This window comes from Janthinobacterium sp. 78, from assembly GCF_003096775.1.
In the GTDB taxonomy this organism is placed as follows: Bacteria; Pseudomonadota; Gammaproteobacteria; order Burkholderiales; family Burkholderiaceae_D; genus Janthinobacterium; species Janthinobacterium tructae.
This window is the reverse complement of record NZ_QENT01000001.1, coordinates 3,202,338-3,222,325: the sequence shown is the minus strand read 5'-3', so window position 1 is coordinate 3,222,325 and position 19,988 is coordinate 3,202,338. Positions and strand designations below refer to the sequence as shown.

Here is a 19,988-nt window from a genome sequence, read left to right as displayed (position 1 = left end):
CGAACTGAAATTCAATATAGTGGATATTACCCAAGCCTATTGAACTTTGCAAGCCACCTGCCGATGAAAACCAGCGTTTCGACCAATTCTCCCCCTGAAGTGGGTGCCACCCTGCAACGGCTGCGCCTGGCGCGCGGCCTGACACTCGAGGATTTGTCGCGCATCGCGGGCGTCTCGAAGTCCATGCTGTCGCAAATCGAGCGCGAAAAAGCCAATCCCACCATCGCCATCACCTGGCGCCTTGCCAACGCCCTGGGCGTGCAGATCGGCGAATTGCTGTCCAGCGCGGAAAAAGCCGTGGAAACCATCCGCATCACGGACGCCCACGAAACCCCCACCCTGCCCGGCGACCACGCGGGCTACGTGCTGCGCATCCTGGGGCCGATGGAACTGGCCGGCAAATACGAATGGTATGAAGTGACCCTGGCGCCCGGCGGCGAACTGGCGTCGCAGCCGCACGATCCCGGCACCACCGAGCATTTGACGGTGATCCACGGCAACCTGGAGCTGGAAGTGGGGACGGCGAAGAAAAAGGTCAAGAATGGCGGCACGGCGCGCTATCCGGCCGACCAGCCGCATACGATACGCAATCTGGGCAAGACGGAAGGCAAGGCATTGTTGGTGGTCATCCATAGATAGTTGCTTTTCAGCGGTGTGCAATAAGCTCTTTCGCCCATGCTAAGATTTTGGATTAGACAAGATTTTCACTGTCTTTCATGGAGCCTTAGCAATGACGATTTCCGAAAGCACCACCCTCTTCCACAAAAAAAAGGTCGTCCAGTACGATCCTGATATTGCGCTGCAATCCGGGCAGGATATCGTCTACCGCCTCTCGCTCGAGTATGACGACAAGCGCAAGATGCCGGACCTGATCGCCGGCTTCCTGGAAAAAACCGACAAGAATGCGCTTGAAGCGCTGATCATCGGCATGTGGGGCGACCCGTACGAATCGGGCGCCGACGAAGTGATCGCCGCGCTGGCCAGCCACGCGCCGCAACTGCCCAACTTGCGCGCCCTGTTCATTGGCGACATGACGTACGAGGAATGCGAAATCTCGTGGATCGTGCAAGGCAGTTACAAGCCGCTGCTGGACGCGTTCCCGCAGCTGGAAGAGCTGCGCATCCGCGGCGGCAATGAGCTCGTCATCGAGCCGTTTGCGCACCAGCACCTGCGTCGCTTCACCATCGAAGCGGGCGGCCTCGATCAAAAGATCGCCGAGGCGCTGGCGCAATCGAGCATGCCGCAGCTGGAACACCTGGAACTGTGGCTGGGCACGGACGACTATGGTTTCTCGGGCGACGTGGACCTGTACCGCAAGGTGCTGGCGCAGCTGACCGTGCCGACCCTGCGCTACCTGGGCTTGCGCGACGCGGAAATCGCCGACGACCTGGCCGTCTGGCTGGCCGAGGAACCGCTGGTGGCGCAGCTCGACACCCTCGACCTGTCGCTGGGCACCATCGGCGACCTGGGCGCCGTGGCCATACTCAATCACACGCAACTGGGCAAGTTGAAGCGCCTGGACCTGTCGCACCATTACATCTCGGAAGAAAACCAGGCCAAGCTGAAGGCGCTGCCCTTCGAAGTAGTACTGGACGACCCGCAGGAAGCCGATGAAGACGATGGCGAAAGCTACCGTTATGTCGCCGTCGGCGAATAAAACCTGATGCTTTTGCTAGCCACCGCCGGCAGCAAGCGCGCGCGCCTGATGCAGGCGGCGCGCGCGCAACTGCGCCTGCCGCCCGCGCAGGTGCTGGAATGGCGCGACTGGCTGCGTCAGCCCGCCTTGCTCGATGCAGCCTTGGCGCACCCCGGCCTGTTGAAAATCGAACCGCCCGGCGACGATCCTGCCGCCCACCTGCTGTTGCTGCAGGCAGGCTGCCGGCTGCTGGATCGTCCGCTGGTCGATGCGCCCGCACATGGCGAACTGCTGGCCATGGATGCGTGGTTTGCAGGTTTCAACGCCGCCATGCAGGCACTGGAGACACAACTGGTCGACTTGCCGCAAGCGCACGTGCTCAATGCGCCGGCCGACATCACCCTCATGACGGACAAGCTGGCGTGCCAGCGCCACCTGGCCGCGCACGGCGTGCCCGTACCTGCCTTGCTCGGCCCCGTGCACGGCTACGAGCATCTGCAGTCGCTGCTGCACGAACACCAGCTTGACCGCGTGTACCTGAAACCGCGCTACGGCTCGTCCGCGTCGGGCGTCGTCGCCTACCGCCGGAACAAGGCCGAGCGCCAGCAAGCCACCACCTCGGCCGCCTTGTACCGCACGGAGGGCATAACGCGCCTGATGAACAGCAAGCGCATGGCGCGCTACGAATCCGAACACGACATCGCCGCCCTCGTCGACGCGCTGGCCGCGCAGGAACTATACGCGGAAGCGTGGCTGAACAAGCCGCGCTGCGGCGACAGCCACTACGACCTGCGCGTCGTGACCCTGGCCGGCCGGCCCGCGCACCGGGTGGGGCGCATCGGCAAGCAGATGATGACGAATCTGCACCTCGACAACCGGCGCGGCGACGCAGCCGGCCTTTTGAACGCAGCTGACCTGGCCGCGCTGGAAGCGACCAGCGCCCAGGCCGCGCGCGCCTTCCCCCACAGCCACGTCACGGGCTACGACCTGGTGGTGCGCCAGGGCCAGGCCCATGTGCTGGAGGCGAATGCCTTCGGCGACCTGCTGCCCGGCCTTCTGTGGCAAGGCATCGATACCTACACGGCGCAACTGGCCCATGCATAAAGAAACACCGCCCATCCCCGACATGCACGCCATCGTCGGCAGCCACGACATCGTCTTCATCACGCTCGACACCCTGCGCTACGACGTGGCGCAAGCGCTGTACGAGGCGGGCGAACTGCCCGTGCTGGGACGTTTTTTACCACCGGGCGGCTGGGAACGGCGCCACTCGCCCGCCACGTTCACCTACGCGGCGCACCATGCCTTCTTCGCGGGATTTCTGCCCACGCCGGCCACACCGGGCCGCCACCCGCGCCTGTTCGCCAGCGCTTTTGCGGGCAGCGAAACCACCTCGCCGCACACCTGCACTTTCGAGGAAGCGGACCTGCCCGCCGCACTGGCCGCGCGCGGCTATCGCACCGTCTGCATCGGCGGCGTGGGCTTTTTCAATAAACAGACCGCGCTGGGCACGGTGCTGCCGTCGCTGTTCCAGGAAAGCCACTGGAGCGCCGGCATGGGCGTGGCCAGCCGCCACTCGACGCAAAAACAGGTGACGCTGGCAATCGAACGCCTGGCGGACGGCGACCAGCGCAACTTTTTGTTCATCAACGTGGCCGCCCTGCACACGCCGAACCGCGCCTACCTGCCCGGCTGCCGTGCCGATAACCTTGACAGCCATGCGGCGGCCCTGCGCTATGTGGATGGCGCGCTGGCGCCATTGTTTGCCGCCTGCGCCGCGCGCGCACCCACGTTTGCCATCGTCTGCTCGGATCACGGCAGCGCGTATGGCGAAGACGGCTACCGGGGCCATAGAGTGGCCCATGACAGCGTGTGGAACGTGCCGTACGCGCACTTCTTCATCGCCCCCGATACATCTCCCAAGGAATCCCCACCGTGAACCCATCCGAACAGCCTGGCACCCTGGCGCAGCGCATGCGCCACACGCCCTACCAGGCGTATTCCTATTCGTATCCGCACAAGGCGGCTTACCGCGCCTTGCCGCAGGCAGCGCCGCTGGCGCCCCTGTGGGCGCAGCAAGACCGCTCCGCCCTGTTCGCGTATATCCATATTCCGTTTTGCGAAATGCGCTGCGGCTTTTGCAACCTGTTCGCCATGGCGCGCCCCAGCGCCGACATGGTCGAGCGCTACGTGCAGCAAGTGCTGGTGCAGATGCGCGCCCTGGCCGGCGCGCTGGGCGAACGGCGCTTCGCCCGCTTCGCGCTGGGCGGCGGCACGCCCACCTATTTGTCACCGGCGCAGCTCGATACCCTTCTGTGCGGCGCACGCGACATCCTCGGCATCGACTTGCAAACCACGCCGGCCGGCATCGAGGCGTCGCCCGAAACCATCACGGCAGAACGCCTTGCCGTCTGCCGCGCGCATGGCATCGACCGCGTCAGCCTGGGCATCCAGAGCTTTGCCGCCGGCGAAATGCGCGCGCTGGCCCGTCCCCAGCAAAACGCCACCGTGCATCACGCCATCGGCCTGATACGCGCAGCCGGCTTTCCCACCCTGAACCTGGACCTGATCTACGGCATCGCGGGGCAAACCATCGCCAGCCTGCTGGCGTCCATCGACAGCGCGCTGACGTTTGCGCCCGAGGAGATCTATCTGTATCCGCTGTACGTGCGCGAGCAGACGGGTCTCGGCAAGATCGCGCGTCGCAAAGGCGCCGAGACGCTGAACCCCATCATGCTGGCGCAGGACGGCGACAGCCGCCTGGCCCTGTACGCGGCCGCGCGCGACCATTTGCGCGCCCAAGGCTATGAGCAGGTCTCGATGCGCATGTTCCGCGCCCCGCATGCGCCGGAACAGAACGGGCCCTCGTACTGCTGCCAGAATGACGGCATGCTGGGCCTGGGCGCGGGCGCCCGCTCCTACACGGCCAGCCTGCATTACTCGAGCGAGTATGCGGTGGCGCGCACGGACACCATCAACATCATCGACGGGTATCTGGCACTCGATGAAGCGCGTTTCGCGCAGGCCGAACACGGTTACCAGCTCGATGACGCAGAACAGCGCCGCCGCTACGTGATCCAGTCGCTGCTGACCGAACCGGGCCTGGACCGCGACGCCTACGCGGCGCGCTTCGGCAGCCGCTGCGAAGCAGACTTGCCCCAGCTGGCCGAATTGCACGCGCTGGAATTGGTGGAAGAAAATGGCCCGCTTCTGCGCCTGAACGAGCGGGGCTACAGCTACGCCGACACCATCGGCCCGTGGCTGGCCTCCGATACGGTGCGCGCGCTGATGGCCGAAGGCGGCCAGGCGTGCTGACAGCGCAAGCGCAAACGCTGTCCCTGCTGTACCGCGGCACCCTGGCCAGTTGCAATTACGCCTGCGGCTACTGCCCATTCGCCAAGAAGCGCGACAGCCGTACCGCGCTGGCCCGCGACGCGCGCGAAGTGGCGCGTTTTACGGATTGGGTGGCGGCGCAAGACCGGAACATCAGTATCCTGTTTACGCCCTGGGGCGAAGCGCTGGTGCGGCGCCACTACCGCGCGGCCATGCAAACCCTGGCAGCCTTGCCGCACGTGCGCCAGGTGGCGCTGCAAACGAACCTGTCCGGCCCCTTGGGCTGGCTGGAGAACATGGAAGGGCTGGACAAGATCGGCCTGTGGTGCACCTACCACCCGGACCAGACGACCCTGGCGCGCTTTCTCGCACGCTGCGCGCGCCTGGACGCCATGGGCGTGCGCTATTCCGTCGGCGTCGTGGCGATGAACGAACATCTGGAGGCCATCCGCGCCCTGCGCGCGGCCCTGCCGGCCCACGTCTACCTGTGGCTGAACGCGTATGACCGGCGCGGCCCTGGCTACTACAGCGAACAGGATCTGGCCTGGTTTGATACCGTCGACCCGTGGTTCGCGCAAAACCGCCGCCCATCGCCCTCGCGCAATAAACCGTGCCTGGCGGGCGAAGCGTCGCTGTCCGTCGATGGCGACGGCGAACTGGCGCGCTGCCATTTCGTGCCGGAGCGGCTGGGGAATCTGTACGTGGATACACTGGCGGACCTGCTGCAGGAACGCGCCTGCCCGCGCTTCAAGTGCGACTGCTATATCGGCTATGCGCAGCGCAAGGATTTGCCGTTTCAGGCAGTGTTTGGGGAGGGGGTGCTGGCGAGGATTACGCCGTTAAATGCTGGGGTCAGGAGTAGGTCGGATTAGCGGCGGCACGCCGCGTAATCCGACACATTGTTGGCGCTGGCAGTGTCGGATTACGCACGGCGATGCCGCGCTAATCCGACCTACCGTGTTTTACTGCGCCGCTACCTTGGCCGGCTCAGTCGCTGTCACCGGCGTCATCTTCAGCGAACGGCTGAGGAAGCCCCAGCGGTCGGCCACTTCTTCGATCTGCTTGGTCGTCGGCTTGCCGGCGCCATGGCCCGCCTTGCTGTCGATGCGGATCAGCACGGGTGCCGGGCCGCCTTGCGCTGCCTGGGCGGCGGCGGCGAACTTGAAGCTGTGGGCGGGCACGACGCGGTCGTCATGGTCGGCCGTCGTGATCATGGTGGCCGGATAGCAGCCGCCCGCTTTCAGGTTGTGCAGCGGCGAGTATTTCACCAGCGCCTTGAACTGCTCGGCGTCGTCCGACGAACCATAGTCAGGCACCCAGCCCCAGCCCACGGTGAACTTGTGGAAACGCAACATGTCGAGCACGCCCACTTGCGGGATGGCTGCCGCAAACAGGTCGGGACGCTGCGTCATGGCTGCGCCCACCAGCAGGCCGCCATTGCTGCCGCCGCCGATCGCCAGCTTGGATGGCGATGTGACTTTGTTGTCCACCAGCCATTGCGCCGCGCCGATAAAATCGTCGAACACGTTTTGCTTGTTCAGCTTGGTGCCAGCCTGATGCCAGGCTTCGCCGTATTCACCGCCGCCGCGCAGGTTGGCCATCACGTAGACGCCGCCCATTTCCACCCAAGCCAAGTTGGCCACGGAGAAGCTCGGCGTCAGCGAAATATTGAAGCCGCCATAGCCATACAGATAGGTGGGATTACTACCGTCGAGCTTCATGCCTTTTTTCGAGACGATGAACATCGGCACCTTGGTGCCGTCGCGGCTGGTGAAGAATTGCTGGCGCGTTTCAAAGGCGTTCGGGTCGAAATCGACCTTCGGCTGGCGGTACACGCTGCTCTTGCCCGATTTCATGTCGTAACGGTAGATGGTCGCCGGCGTCGTGAAGCTGGTAAACGAGTAGAACGTTTCCGTGTCGCCACGCTTTCCCGCAAAGCCGCCGGCCGAACCGATGCCCGGCAGCGCCACTTCACGCACCAGCTTGCCTTTCAGGTCGACGATCTTGATTTGCGTTTGCGCATCCTTGAGGTAATCGAGCACCAGCTGGTTGTTGATCAGGTTGACGGCGACCAGGGTTTCCGCCGCTTGCGGCACGATTTCCTTCCAGTCGGCGGGCGCAGGTTTGCGCGTGTCGATGGCGATCACGCGCGATTTTGGCGCCTTGTTATCCGTCTTGAAGAAAAACACGGGGCCGTCGTTGTCGATGAACGAGTAGGACGCGTCAAACGCTTCCAGCAAGCCCACGACCTTGGCGTTCTTCTGGCGCAAATCCTTGTAGAAGACGCGGTTCTTGCGTTCCGTGCCCTGCGTGGCCGTGATGATCAAATAATTGCCGTCGTCGCTGACGGTGCTGCCGCCAAACGCCCATTCCTTCTGGTCGGGACGGTCGAAGACCAGCACGTCGTCGCTTTGCTGCGTGCCGATCTTGTGGAAATACAATTTCTGGAAGTAATTGATATCGGCCAGCTTGGTCGCTTCGTTCGGCGCGTCATAGCGGCTGTAGAAGAAACCGCTGTTGTCCTTGCTCCACGAGGCGCCCGAGAACTTGGCCCACTTGATGTGGTCCGTCAAATCCTTGCCCGATTCGATATCGCGCACTTTCCACTCGTTCCAGTCGGAACCGGAAGCGGACGTGGCATACGCCAGGTACTTGCCGTTCGGGCTGATCGAAGTGCCGGCCAGCGCCACCGTGCCATCCGTGGACAGGGTATTCGGGTCGAGCAGCAGACGCGGCTCGTCCGTCAGTTTTTTCACCGTGTACAGCACGGCCTGGTTCTGCAAGCCATCGTTGCGGCTGTAAAAGTAACGGCCGCCCTGCTTCGTTGGCGTAGAGAAACGCTCATAATTCCACAGCTTGGTCAGGCGCTGCTTGATCGCGGCGCGCTCGGGGATGGTGCCCAGGTACGACTGCGTCAGCTTGTTTTGCGCCGCCACCCAGTCGCCCGTCTCGGCGCTGTTGGCGTCTTCCAGCCAGCGGTAGGGGTCGGCAATGGTGGTGCCGAAATAGCTGTCTTGCTGGTCAACTTTTTTGCTGACCGGATACGTCACGGAGGCGCCATCGCCGGCCGGGCAAGATTGCGCCATGGCATTGCCACCGAAAGCGGCCAGCAAGCTGAATATGAGGGTTGCACTACGTAATTGCATGGGTTGGTGTCTCATTGTTGGATGTCGAAGAAAGCAGGCCGTTCACACTCACGCTGCGGCTGCCCATGTTGACTTTCGCCAAGAGAAATCATAGCGCGGATTGGCACTTTTAAAGCACAGTTATCTGATGAATTTGCCGTCTTTTGTTTGGGCAATTTGCATGAATCACCGTGATAAATCGCGTTTTTGACGAGAATCGGCAAACTGACGGGCAGGCAAGAAACATTATCAAAAGTTAATACGTTTCATCAAGCTGTCATAAATCTTCTTTACTATAGGCAACATGTTCATGGCCCGTCCAGAGGCCGTGCCGCCACATCCTCCTATGCACACTCTCGCCCTCCCTTCCACCACCGCCGCGCCGCCCGGCGCGATGCCATCGAATGTGGCTTACCTGAAGCCACCGTCTGCCCCCATGTCCATCGAAGGAACGGATGCCTTGCACGAGATCCTGGCGGGCCGCAAGCTCAGCGCCCTGTTCCAGCCCATCATCCACATGCACAGCGGCGACATCATCGGCTACGAAGGCTTGATACGGGGGCCTTCCGACAGCCCCCTGCACGCGCCGATGAATCTGTTCAAGGTGGCGCGCGCGCATGACCTGACCCTGGAAGTGGAACACCTGTGCCGGCAAGTGGTGCTCGAACGCTTTGCCGAACTGCAGTTGCCCGGAAAACTGTTCCTCAACGTCAGCCCTGAATGCCTGCTGCTGCGCAATGCCCGCCATGGCGAGACCCTGGAATACATCGAACACATCGGCATCAATCCGGACCGTGTCATCATCGAGCTGACGGAAAACCAGCCCACCTACGATTACGAGCTGATGCGCGAAGCGGTGCTGCATTACCGCAACATGGGTTTCCAGATCGCCATCGACGACCTGGGTGAAGGCTTTTCCAGCCTGCGCCTGTGGTCGGAATTACGCCCGGAATACGTGAAAATCGACATGCATTTCATCCAGGGCATCAATCATGACCCCGTGAAACTGCAGTTCGTGCGCTCGATCCAGGAAATCGCGGAAAAATCGGGCACGCTGGTGATCGCCGAAGGCATCGAGGCGCAAACGGAATTGCTGGTCTTGCGCGACCTGGGCGTGGCGTTTGGACAAGGCTATCACCTGGGCCGGCCCAATGCCGTGCCGGCGCGCGCCCTGCCGGCCGAAGTGGTGCAGGCGCTGGGACGCAACGGCGTGGCCGTGTATCCGCAGCGCAGCAGCCTGGAAAAGAACGGCGCCAGCATTCGCAAGCTGCTGAACAAGGTGGCGGCCGTTTCGCCGCAACTCAATAACAACGAGGTGTACGATATCTTCCTGAAGGAACCGAAGCTGATGATCATCCCCGTCGTCGATGACGGCGTGCCGCTGGGCCTGATCAGCCGCTTCGAGATGATCGACCACTTCGCCCGCCCCTACCAGCGCGAACTGTATGGCAAGAAATCGTGCAGCCTGTTCATGGATGCCACGCCCCTGATCGCCGACCACGAGACGAGCTTGCAGGAACTCAGCTACACCATGGTGCAGTCCGACGCCCACCATCTGTTCAACGGCTTCATCATCACCGAACAGGGCCGCTACCTGGGCATGGGCACGGGACACGACCTGATGCGCGAAATCACGCAGATGCAGATCAATGCGGCCCGCTATGCCAACCCGTTGACACAACTGCCTGGCAACGTGCCCATCAACGAGCATATCGACCGTTTATTACACAGCGGCAGCCGCTTCTGGGTCTGCTATTGCGACCTCGACCATTTCAAGCCCTTCAACGACGTGTACGGCTATCGCAAGGGTGACGACGTGATCCAGCTAACGGGAGAAATCCTCAGCAGCCATTGCGACCCGAACCGCGACTTCATCGGCCACATCGGCGGCGACGATTTCATGATCCTGTTCCAGAGCGAAGACTGGGAAACGCGCTGCCAGGCCATACTGGAGCGCTTTGCCGCCGCCATCCTCGCCTATTACAGCACGGGCGACTGCGAACGGGGCGGCTACATCAGCGAAGACCGGCAAGGCAAGAAAGTGTTCTATTCGCTGATCAGCCTGTCGCTGGGCGTCATCAAGGTCGAGGCGCACCAGTACTACACGCACCATCAGATTGCCACGCAGGCGGCCGAAGCGAAGAAGCAGGCGAAGAAAATCCATGGCAACAGCCTGTTCCTGGACCGGCGGCAAGGCACGGGCGTGGTACGCATGGATGCCTAGCCAGCGTCAATAGCAAGAGAATGAATGGGGATCAAATACGCACGAGGTCGCCAAACGCATTGCTGCTACGCGCATCGGGCACGAACGCCAGGCTGATGCGCGCGCCTTCGCGACGCGCCTGCACGCAGTAGCTGCCCGCGGGCACGTCCACGAACAGGCCGCCACAGGCCGTGTCCGGTTCCAGGCCGCCACCCGTCACATCTTCTCCGGCGCCGATGAAGACGCGGCCCGAGACGACGGCCAGATGCACGCTCGCGTGCGGCTCGGCAAGTTCCGCGTACAACGCGATGTCATATGCGCCGTCGCCACCCACGTTGAAAAACGCCACTTGCCCCGCATTCACGGCCGCCAGTTCCGCACTGGGGATGCTCCACCAGTCGCAGTCATCATCGAGTTTGTGGCGCGCCAGCGCCGGGTCGAACACGCACACGGTGGCCGTGCCGGTCACAATGGTGACGAGCTTGCCTGCCGTCATGCCGCTAGCGGCGCAGGCCCCAGCAGGGGCTGACTCTCCACGTACTGCGCACTGGCTTGCGCCTGCCAAGGGAAATGGCCATCGCGCGACGGCCAGACGATCTGGTACAGCATAAAATCATCGCCCTGATAATACCAGCGCGCATAGCCGACATAGTTGCGGTATTGCTCGACGGGCACGCGCACGAAGGCGCACTGATGACCTTCCAGCAAGGCGTCCGTGGTGGCCGTGAAATCCGTGATGGCGCCGCTGCGCGCGGCGTCCAGCGCCACGTCGAGTATCTGGTGGGCCATGGCGCGCGGCAAGCCCATGATGAGAAATTCAGGCTGGCCGAAACTGTGGCAGGCGCCTATCGTGAAGGCATAGCCGGGACCGACTTCATCAGCACTGATATGCACGCCATGCCAGCCATGCGTGGCGATGTCGTCGATGACTTTTTGCTCGGATGCATCCTCGCCTGCCTGCCTTACCATGCTTCACCTTTCACTGTGCCTGAAACCCGCGCCGCCTTCGCGACATGCTCTTCGGCAATTATCGCATGCAGTGCGCGTCCGTGCGCGCACGCTGCCGGCGCTTCAGTCTGGCGGCGGCAGCGGCGGCTGCGGCGGAAAGCGCCCCTGGTGCCATTGCCGCATGCGCTGCTGCGCCTCTTGCAACTGTGCCGGCTCCAGCCTGGCCGCCGCCGCTTCCCTGGCCTTGGCCGCCCCGCGATCGCCGCCCTCGGCCGCCAGCGCCAGCCACATGTAGCCGCACAGCACATCTTTCTCCACGCCGCGCCCGCTGTTATACATGCCGCCCAGGTTGTACTGGGCCAGCGCATGACCCTGGCCGGCCGCACGCGCATACCATTGCACGGCCAGTCCGTGGTCTTGCGGCACACCATGGCCGTTCGCATACATGACGCCCAAATTGTTTTGCGCGCTGGCATCGCCCTGCTCGGCGGCCGTACGGTACCAGCGCACGGCGCAGACATCGTCGCGTTCCACGCCCTGGCCATTGGCATACATCACGCCCAGGTTGAACTGCGCATTCGACGCGCCCTGGGCCGCCGCCCTGGCATACCAGTCCAGCGCCTGACGCAAGCCGCGGGCGATGCCGCGCCCGCCCGCATACATGCCGCCCAGATTGTATTGCGCCATGCAATGGCCCTGCAGCGCGGCGCGCCGGTACCAGGCCACGGCGCGCGCCTCGTCCTTGTCCACGCCCTGGCCGCGCGCCAGCATCAGGCCCAGGTTGAACTGGGCGTCGGCATCGTCCTGCTCGGCCGCCCGCTGCAGCCAGGCATAGGCGCGCAGCTGGTCGGGCGCCACGCCCAGGCCTTCCGCATACGCCACGCCGAGTTGCCGCTGCGCCACCGCCAAGCCCTGGGCGGCGGCCTGGCGGAACCAGGCCAGCGCCTGCGCATCGCTTTGCGCCACGCCCTGCCCCCGCTTGTAGACGAGTCCCAGGTTCAGCTGCGCCTGCGCATCGCCCTGCAAGGCTGCCTTGCGGAACCAGGCCAGGGCCAGCGCATCGTTCTTTTTCGCGCCCAGCCCCTGGGCATACGCTACACCCAGCATGGATTGCGCGCTGGCCACGCCCTGTTCGGAGGCGCGGTAAAACCACGCCAGGGCCAGCTCGTCGCTCTGCAGCACGCCCCGTCCCTTGCGGTACATCTGCCCCAGGTTTTGCTGGGCCGAGGCATCGCCTTGGGCGGCGGCGCGGCGAAACCACAGTACGGCGTCTTCGTCGCTCTGCGCCACGCCGCGGCCGTGGTAATACAAGGCGCCCAGGTGGTTCTGCGCGAACGCCAGCCCTTGCAGCGCGGCCAGGCGCAGCCAAACAAAGGCGCGTGCATCGTCCTGCGCCACGCCTTCACCCTTCTTGTACATCAAGCCCAGGTTGAACTGGGCATAGGCATTGCCCTGTTCGGCAGCCGTGCGGAACCAGATATACGCCTGGTGGCTATCTCTGGCAGTATGGTGCTTGTCCATGTGCGCCCCCATCCACATTGCGCTTGCCGGCAGCACGCGCAAAACGGCGGCCCAGGGCGGCGAAATCGTGTGTGTTGCCTAAATTTTAAATTCGATGTGGGGGAAGGACTTGAGCAGGCTCAAACGAAATAACAAAATTATATCGTTTTGATGAGCCCGCTTAGAGGCGATGCGAAGATCAGCGGCGTGATGGATGCTTTTGCAGGAATTGCGGCACTTTCGCGGCCGCCAGCTTGTTCAGCGACACCAGCAGGTCGGCGTCGATATCGGCGATCCCATAGCTGCTGCGCAAATGGCGGCCGATATGGATCAGCACTTGCGCCGCCACTTCCGCATCGGACTCGGCCCTGTGGGCGGCGCTCTTGAAGGCGATGCCCAGCTGGCTCGACAGCAAGCCCAGCTTGTAGCTGGACAGGCCGGGAAACACGCGGCGCGACAGTTTCAAGGAACACACGAGCGACTGGTGCGCGGGTGTCAGGTTCAGCCTGGCGCTTTCCGCGCGCAGGAATTTTTCATCGAAGCTGGCATTGTGCGCCGACAAGGCATCGCTGCCGATGAAATCGAGCAACTGCGGCACCACCTCGGCCACGGGCGGCGCCTTGTCCACCATCGCCTGCGTGATGCCCGTCAAGCCCGTGATGAACGAGGGAATGCGCGCATTGCAGTTGATCAGGGTCACATAGCGTTCCGTGATCCGCCCGCCCTCGATGCGCAAGGCCGCCACTTCCGTGATGCGGTCGCCCATGTCGGGTGACAGTCCGGTCGTCTCGAAGTCGATCATGACGATCGGTTTGTCAAACACATTCATGAAGTCAGGCTCTTTCTGCGATGCTACGGTGGGCCAGCTTAGCCGAACTTGCGCACGGCGTCCAGCGCGAGTCCCGCACCGATACTACCGAACAGGTCGCCTTCGACCTTGCGCGCGGCCGGTACCAGGGCCGCGATCTTTTCACGCAGCAAGCGCACGCCGCTCGATCCGCCCGTGAAGAACACGGTGTCGACGGCTTCCGGCGCCACGCCCGCGTCGCGCAGCAGCCGCAGCACGGTTTCTTCCACGGAACCGCACAAATGGCCGATGGCGTCGTTGAATTGCGTGCGTTTGAGCAACAGGCTCTGCGCGGGCGACAAACGCTCCAGCTCCAGCTGCACTTCGGCCGCGTCGGACAGGGCAATCTTGCCCTCTTCGACTTTCATGGCCAGCCAGTGGCCGGCGCGCTCGTCGATCAGCTTTTGCAAGCGCCCCATCTTGTCTTGCTCACGCGCATCGCGGCACACGTCGGCCAGCTGGACCCAGATCTTCTTGGTGTACGCCAGGTTGATCGTGTGCCAGGTCGCCAGGTTGAAATAATAGCTGGACGGCACTTCGCTATTGTTATGCAGCCGGCTGCCATAGCCGAGCAAAGGCATGACCGAAGACAGGCTCAGGTATTTATCGAAATCCGTGCCGCCGATGTGCACGCCGCCCGTGGCGAGGATGTCGTCGCGCCGCTCAGCCTTTTTCGCCCGCGCGGACGACAACCGCACCAGCGAAAAGTCGGAAGTACCGCCGCCGATGTCGGCGATCAGCACCAGCTCTTCGCGGTCGATCTGCGACTCGTAGTCGAAGGCGGCGGCAATCGGCTCGAACTGGAAGGCGACGTCCTTGAAGCCCACGGAACGGGCCACGTCGGCCAGCGTGTCTTGCGCCAGCTGGTCGGCCTGCGCATTGTCGTCGATAAAGAAGACGGGACGGCCAAACACGGCGGACGAGAATTCGCGGCCGGCCGATTGCTCGGCGCGGCGTTTCACTTCACCAATGAATTGTGCCAGCAACATGCGAAATGGCAAGGCGCGGCCGCCCACTTCCGTCTGGCCATCGATGAGACTGGTACCCAGCAAGCTTTTCAGCGAGCGCATCAAACGCCCCTCGTAACCGGCCAGATAACCGGCCAGCGCCGCGCGGCCAAAACTGACTTCCTCGTCTTCCGCATTGAAGAAGACAACGGACGGTAAGGTCGTCTTGCCATCTTCCAGGCCGAGCATGGTGCTCTGCCCGGGACGTGCCCAGCCTACCGTGGAATTTGACGTGCCGAAATCGACGCCGCAAGCATTGGCCATGTCGACCCTTCCCTGAATAAAGGGGCGTTATCTTATCAGAAGGCACGCCATTGCACCAGAAAAATACTTCCGGCACGGCCAAGACAACAAGCTTGCTTTGCATCAAGTAGCGAAGGTGTGCACAAGCTACTCTTGGGATTGACGCCGAGCAACTCGGCAAGCTCCCGGAGACCCATCGTGCCCCATGCCCCCCTGCGCCACCTGCCCGCTGCTTTGCTGACTGCCATCCTCGTTTCTCTCGTCGGCTGCGGCGGCGGGGGCAGTACCGATAGCCAGGCTGGCGCCGGCTGCTCGCTGCACAGCACGGCAGGCTGCGGCGGCAGCCCGCCGCCACCCATCAATCCGCCCGTCACGCCGCCTGTCACTCCACCCGTGATTCCACCCGTCACGCCACCCGAGCCGGCCAGCCTGGCCAGCGCCGTCAACCTGGTGTTTTCCAGCACGGAACTGGCCTCGGCGGGCCTGCCCGGCAGTGAAGTGGCCGTCACGGCCCTCGTCAAGGATGGCGCCAACCTGGCCTTGCCAAACGCAACAATTTCCTTTGCTGCCGATTCCGGCATCCTCGGCAGCGTCGACGCCGTGACAGACAAGAACGGCCAGGCGCGCGCCCTGCTGGGCACCGGTGGCGCCAACAGCAACCGCAGCATCACCGTGACGGCCAATGTGGGCGCGCGCAGCGGCAAGGGCACGGTGGCGGTCACGGGCAGCAGCGTAGAGTTGCTGGGGCCGGCCGCCTTGATGCTGGGCCAGGGCGCCGACCTCACCGTCACCGTGCGCGACTCGGCAAAGCGGCCCGTGGCCGGCGCCGCCATCGCCTACAGCACGGGCGCCGGCAACGGCCTGCGCGTCAAGGATGGCGGCGCGGCGCTCAGCAATGCGCAAGGCCAGCTGCTGCTGCGCCTGACGGCAGGCAGCCTGGGCAAGGATGCCGTCTCCGTCAGCGCGCTGGGCGCTGCCGCCACGCAAGCATATGCCGTGGCCGGCAGCGAACTGCGCCTGAGTCCGGCCGTGGGCCAGGACGCCAGCGGCGCGGACGTGCTGCCGGAAGTGGCGACCCTGGCGTGCCAGCCCATCGACGTGCGCTACGACAAGGCTGGCGTGGCGCAAACGGGCAGCGCCAGCCTGTCGACCTCGCGCGGCAGCCTGTTTGCGGACAGCGCCTGCAGCCAGGCCGTGCCCGCAAGCCTGATCTTTAACAATGGTAACTTGCCGCGCAGCTATGTGCAGTCGGCCAACGCGGGCGTGGCCACCGTCACGGCGGCCGTGGCGGGCGGGCCCTCGGCACAGACGCGGCTGGAATTCGTCGCTCCCCTGAGCGGTGCCAGCAAGCTGGCCGTGCAGGCGGAGCCGGCCGTCCTGCGCGCCAGCACTGCCACATCGGCCGACAGCGCCAGTATCAGCACAATCAGCGCCGTGGTGCGCGATGGCGCGGCGAGCAACCTGGTCAAGAATGCGCCCGTGCTGTTCAGCATCTTGAGCGACCCCAGCGGTGGCTACCTGCGACAGGCGGGACGGGTGCTGACGGGCAGCGACGGCCTGGCGCGCGCCGTGTATGTGGCGGGGCCGGCCGATAGCGGGCGCGACGGCGTGCTGATCCAGGCCCGCATCGAGGGCGCAGCGCAAGCGGCGGCCACGGCCCTCGTGCGCCTGACGGTGGCGCGGCAAGCGCTGTCGATCAAGCTGGGCACGGGCAGCCTGCTGCGCGAGTATTCGACCAGCGTGCTGCAAAAGGACTTTACCGTATTCGTTTCCGACAGCGCAGGCAACGCCGTGTCCGGCGTCGCCATCACGGCTGCCGCCTGGCCCAGCCGCTATGCCAAGGGATATTTTGTGTGGGAGGCGGACAAGCCCGAATTCCCCGACACGGGCGTCTGGCGCCTGGCCCTGCCCCGCTACAGCTGCGCCAATGAAGATGTCTTGCGCAACGGCATTTTTGACGCCGCCTACGACCGCAACGGCAATGGCGTGCTCGATCCGGGCATCCCCCTGACCGTCAGCGCCAGCGGCCTGAGCGACGCGCTGGGCATGGCCACCGTCACCCTCAGTTATCCGCGCAACCATGGTTCCTGGGTGCACGTCGCCCTGACGGTGCGCGGCACGGTCAGCGGCACGGAAGCGAGCGCCACGACGGATTTTCCATTACCCACGCTGGCCAGCGACTTCAGCGTGCGCCGCGTGGATCCGCCAGGACGCATCAGCCCCTATGGCAGCGGCCCCTGCGACAGCCCCGACTGAGGGGCAAGCATACCACTTGCCATTCAATCAAATTATTTGCAACATGGACAAGAAAACAGTCTTGCCACATGGAAATATTTTCGCTATGCTCATTTTTCCCGCCCACGCCGCCACAAGCGGCCGGGCCTGCAGGAATACTTTGAGACAGATTGCTTGCCAGACCAATATGCGAAAAAAGAATACTGTAGCCTGGACACCCGGCACCACCGCCCGCCCCGTACCCGGCGCCGGACGGCGCGTGACCTCGTATGACGTGGCCCTGCTGGCCGGCGTGTCACAATCGGCCGTGTCGCGCTGCTTCAAGCCGGGCGCCAGCATCTCGCCCGCCACCCAGGCCAAGGTCATGCAGGCGGCCATCAGTCTCGACTACATCCCCAACGCGGCCGCGCGCAGCCTGATCACGCGGCGCTCGAACCTGGTGGCCGTCATCATTTCCAACCTGGCCAACCTGTACTATCCGCAAGTGCTGTCCGACCTGAGCCAGCAGATCGCCCGCCAGGGCAAGCGTTTATTATTGTTTACCCTGGAGCGCGAAGCCGATATCGGCAAAGTCTTGAGCGATGTGTGGCAATACCAGGTCGATGGCGCCGTCGTGGCCGCCGGCCTGTCGGACGAGCAAATGCTTGAGTTTGGCCGGCGCGACGTGCCGCTGGTGCTGTTCAACCGCAGCCCCCGCGAGCACGCCGTGCATGCCGTGCTGTGCGATCAGGGGGAAGCGGCGCGCCTGCTCGTGTCGCGCCTGGCCGAGGCGGGTCACCGCCAGTTCGCCGTCATCGACGGCCCCGGCGACTCGGCCGTGGCGCAGGAACGCAAGGCCGGCGTGCTGGACCGGCTGTTCACGCTGGGCTTGCCCGCGCCCATCGTCGTCAGCGGCAACTACGATTACGCCAGCGGCGGACGGGGCCTGCGCAAAGTCATCGACCGCCTGGGCCGCGTGCCGGACGCCGTCATTTGCGGCAACGACATCATGGCCATCGGCTGCCTGGACACGGCGCGCCACCAGATGGGTATCCAGGTGCCGCTGCAAATGTCGGTGGCCGGTTTCGACGCGCTGGAAGCGTCGGGCTGGCTCAGCTACGACATCACCACCCTGCGCCAGCCCGTGCAAAAGATGGCCACCGACGCCGTCGCCATGCTGGGAGAACTAATGGAACGGCGCGGCGGCAATGCCGAACGGCGCCGCTATTGTTCCTATCTGGTGGAGGGGAGCACGGCGAGGCTGAGCAGCGAACCGGCGTATATGGCACAGCGTCTCGGCATGATGGCCGCTGCCTGAAAAACACCCGTGGCGTTGTTGCCGGCCCCTCGCCGTACTTGCGTACTGTCTTCGGGGCGGCGCCTAGCCACAGGCGTTTTTCAGACGTTCAAAGTTCGCACACAAAACCTTGCACATAAAAAACCTCGCATCGCTGCGAGGTTTTTTTTGTTGTGGCTTCGGCTGCTCAACCGAAGATCTTGCCCTTGAGCATATTCAAGCCCTGGCTGACGAGGTCATTGCCTTCTGGCACTTGACCGTTCGGCGTCAGCTTGTCGATCAGCTGGGGCAGCAAGGCTGCCAGGCCGCCCGAGGCCGCGTCCGGTGCGACGCCCGCTTTTTCAGCGATCTGCGTGATCGTGTCGGCACCCAGCGCATCCTTGATCTGTTCGCCGGAGACGGGCGCATTGGCGCCGGTGCCGATCCAGCTGGCCACCTGGTCGCCCAGGCCGCTTTCCTGGAATTTCTGCAGCAGGCCCGGCAAGCCGCCATGCTGGTTGACCAGCTCCATCACGCTGGCCATCAGCCCCGATGACGCTTCCCCATCCGCGCCCTTGTTGCCCAAAGCGCTCATCGCCTGTCCTGCAAGTTGATCTAGCAAACTCATCGTATTCTCCTGAACGCTGTCGATTCATGCCGCGTGACTGCGGCGTCGGGCATGGCGCAGCCTATTCTCCGCCATGGAAATCATTATACTATGAATAATAACAGTGCCATAATTGCAATTTCAAGATGAACACACAGATAGGCTCAATGCCGAGCCGCCCACCTCTATCATATTTAGTTCAGCACAACATGCAAGCGTAAATTGACGCTTCGCAGAAACGTGTAACATTAATTTGCCTGCTTACGGAGGAGTATCAATTTCCGGGTGCTTAGCGGCTGGCATCACGCAATGCTCCTGAAGGTGCGCCCGCCCACAGTCGGCCTGGTCGCTTGTGCGTAGACTGGCCCCACCACCACCACCACCACCACCACCACCACGAGGACGGCCCCATGCCACACGCGCAACACCAGGATGAAGATGGCCAGCCCGGCGACGAAGGCGACTTGTCCGACCTGCTCAGCGAATTGCGCATCCTGCTGCCGGGCGCGCAGATGCTGACGGCCTTCCTCATCATCCTGCCCTTCAACGGCGGCTTCGCGAAGATCGTGCAGGCGGAAAAAGTCGTCTTCCTGCTGACGTTTTTCCTGTCCATGACCAGCCTGGTGCTGCTCAGCGCGCCAGCCATCCAGCACCGCGTGATGCGCCCCTTGCAAGACCGCGAACGCTTCAAGCGCGTGGCCGACCGCATCATGATGTGCGGCGCCTTTTCGCTGGCGTTGGCGTTCATCCTCGGCACCAATCTGGTGATGTCGGAAGTGTTCGGCCACATCGCCGGCATCGTCGCCTGCGTACTGATGGGTGCGCTCATCATTTGCATGTGGTGGTGGCTGCCCCTGCACTTGAAGCACGCCAGGAAAATCTAGTCGGCGAGGCCCGCCTGCTTCAGCAAGGTCACGAGGAAGATCCGCAACAGCGGATGCATTCCGTGTTATCGTTAACAACAAGAGCAAACACGGGTGTGTGCAGTGCAGCAGATTTTAGCCGTCGCCCTGCAGAGCTTGCCCGAATCTTTTACAATGTTGTCCTTG

General features: G+C 63.5%; 17 protein-coding genes. 10 read left to right on the top strand and 7 right to left on the bottom strand.

All coding sequences use genetic code 11. The features are described 5' to 3' along the window. Window positions 1-63 precede the first annotated feature (63 nt). The 6 genes from C8C92_RS14165 to C8C92_RS14140 all read left to right on the top strand — a co-directional run bounded on the left by C8C92_RS14165 (window position 64) and on the right by C8C92_RS14140 (window position 5,841). Window positions 64-639, top strand: a complete 576-nt coding sequence (locus tag C8C92_RS14165) for an XRE family transcriptional regulator (RefSeq protein WP_034751403.1) — start codon at window positions 64-66, stop codon at window positions 637-639. Between the two features lie 91 nt (window positions 640-730). Next, window positions 731-1,657, top strand: a complete 927-nt coding sequence (locus C8C92_RS14160; RefSeq protein ID WP_116744297.1) for an STM4015 family protein — start codon at window positions 731-733, stop codon at window positions 1,655-1,657. Between the two features lie 6 nt (window positions 1,658-1,663). Continuing rightward, window positions 1,664-2,740: an STM4014 family protein gene (locus tag C8C92_RS14155; RefSeq protein ID WP_116744296.1), complete on the top strand. Its 1,077-nt coding sequence runs from the start codon at window positions 1,664-1,666 to the stop codon at window positions 2,738-2,740. Further along, a complete protein-coding gene (locus C8C92_RS14150) occupies window positions 2,733-3,575 on the top strand; it encodes an STM4013/SEN3800 family hydrolase (RefSeq protein ID WP_099763938.1) in 843 nt (280 codons plus the stop codon). The genes C8C92_RS14155 and C8C92_RS14150 overlap by 8 nt, the downstream gene beginning before the upstream one ends. After that, complete coding sequence (locus C8C92_RS14145; protein WP_207781005.1) at window positions 3,572-4,951, top strand: STM4012 family radical SAM protein; 1,380 nt, start codon at window positions 3,572-3,574, stop codon at window positions 4,949-4,951. Before C8C92_RS14150 ends, C8C92_RS14145 begins: the two co-directional genes overlap by 4 nt. Continuing rightward, window positions 4,945-5,841: an STM4011 family radical SAM protein gene (locus tag C8C92_RS14140; RefSeq protein WP_116744295.1), complete on the top strand. Its 897-nt coding sequence runs from the start codon at window positions 4,945-4,947 to the stop codon at window positions 5,839-5,841. Before C8C92_RS14145 ends, C8C92_RS14140 begins: the two co-directional genes overlap by 7 nt. 90 nt (window positions 5,842-5,931) lie before the next feature. Here C8C92_RS14140 and C8C92_RS14135 read toward each other — a convergent pair whose 3' ends face one another. Further along, window positions 5,932-8,115 carry a prolyl oligopeptidase family serine peptidase gene (locus C8C92_RS14135; protein ID WP_207781004.1) on the bottom strand — a complete coding sequence of 728 codons (2,184 nt, stop codon included), beginning with the start codon at window positions 8,113-8,115 and terminating at the stop codon, window positions 5,932-5,934. A gap of 415 nt (window positions 8,116-8,530) precedes the next feature. Here C8C92_RS14135 and C8C92_RS14130 point away from each other — a divergent pair, with 415 nt between their 5' ends. After that, window positions 8,531-10,318 carry a GGDEF domain-containing protein gene (locus C8C92_RS14130; protein WP_116744294.1) on the top strand — a complete coding sequence of 596 codons (1,788 nt, stop codon included), beginning with the start codon at window positions 8,531-8,533 and terminating at the stop codon, window positions 10,316-10,318. A 31-nt stretch (window positions 10,319-10,349) separates the two neighbouring features. Here the strand turns inward: C8C92_RS14130 and C8C92_RS14125 are convergent, their stop codons facing one another. The 5 genes from C8C92_RS14125 to C8C92_RS14105 form a co-directional block, all read right to left on the bottom strand. Continuing rightward, window positions 10,350-10,793, bottom strand: a complete 444-nt coding sequence (locus C8C92_RS14125) for a DUF6386 family protein (RefSeq protein ID WP_116744293.1) — start codon at window positions 10,791-10,793, stop codon at window positions 10,350-10,352. Further along, a complete protein-coding gene (locus C8C92_RS14120) occupies window positions 10,790-11,266 on the bottom strand; it encodes a DUF4262 domain-containing protein (RefSeq protein ID WP_116744292.1) in 477 nt (158 codons plus the stop codon). Before C8C92_RS14120 ends, C8C92_RS14125 begins: the two co-directional genes overlap by 4 nt. Before the next feature lie 102 nt (window positions 11,267-11,368). Beyond that, window positions 11,369-12,766 (bottom strand): SEL1-like repeat protein, encoded by a 1,398-nt coding sequence (locus C8C92_RS27940; protein WP_116745959.1) that lies wholly within the window; start codon window positions 12,764-12,766, stop codon window positions 11,369-11,371. Window positions 12,767-12,944: 178 nt separating this feature from the next. Then, window positions 12,945-13,574, bottom strand: a complete 630-nt coding sequence (locus C8C92_RS14110) for a 3'-5' exonuclease (protein WP_207781003.1) — start codon at window positions 13,572-13,574, stop codon at window positions 12,945-12,947. A 38-nt stretch (window positions 13,575-13,612) separates the two neighbouring features. Further along, on the bottom strand, window positions 13,613-14,863 hold the full coding sequence (locus C8C92_RS14105) for an Hsp70 family protein (protein ID WP_116744291.1): 1,251 nt from the start codon (window positions 14,861-14,863) through the stop codon (window positions 13,613-13,615). Window positions 14,864-15,040: 177 nt separating this feature from the next. Here C8C92_RS14105 and C8C92_RS14100 point away from each other — a divergent pair, with 177 nt between their 5' ends. Both C8C92_RS14100 and C8C92_RS14095 read left to right on the top strand, forming a co-directional pair. Further along, window positions 15,041-17,098 carry an Ig-like domain-containing protein gene (locus C8C92_RS14100; RefSeq protein WP_116744290.1) on the top strand — a complete coding sequence of 686 codons (2,058 nt, stop codon included), beginning with the start codon at window positions 15,041-15,043 and terminating at the stop codon, window positions 17,096-17,098. 166 nt (window positions 17,099-17,264) lie between these two features. After that, window positions 17,265-18,374: a LacI family DNA-binding transcriptional regulator gene (locus tag C8C92_RS14095; RefSeq protein WP_116744289.1), complete on the top strand. Its 1,110-nt coding sequence runs from the start codon at window positions 17,265-17,267 to the stop codon at window positions 18,372-18,374. Between the two features lie 166 nt (window positions 18,375-18,540). Here C8C92_RS14095 and C8C92_RS14090 read toward each other — a convergent pair whose 3' ends face one another. Then, window positions 18,541-18,960 carry a YidB family protein gene (locus C8C92_RS14090; protein WP_099763949.1) on the bottom strand — a complete coding sequence of 140 codons (420 nt, stop codon included), beginning with the start codon at window positions 18,958-18,960 and terminating at the stop codon, window positions 18,541-18,543. A gap of 389 nt (window positions 18,961-19,349) precedes the next feature. Here C8C92_RS14090 and C8C92_RS14085 point away from each other — a divergent pair, with 389 nt between their 5' ends. After that, window positions 19,350-19,823, top strand: coding sequence for a DUF6328 family protein (locus C8C92_RS14085; RefSeq protein WP_096235274.1), 474 nt, complete (start codon window positions 19,350-19,352; stop codon window positions 19,821-19,823). Window positions 19,824-19,988: the final 165 nt, after the last annotated feature.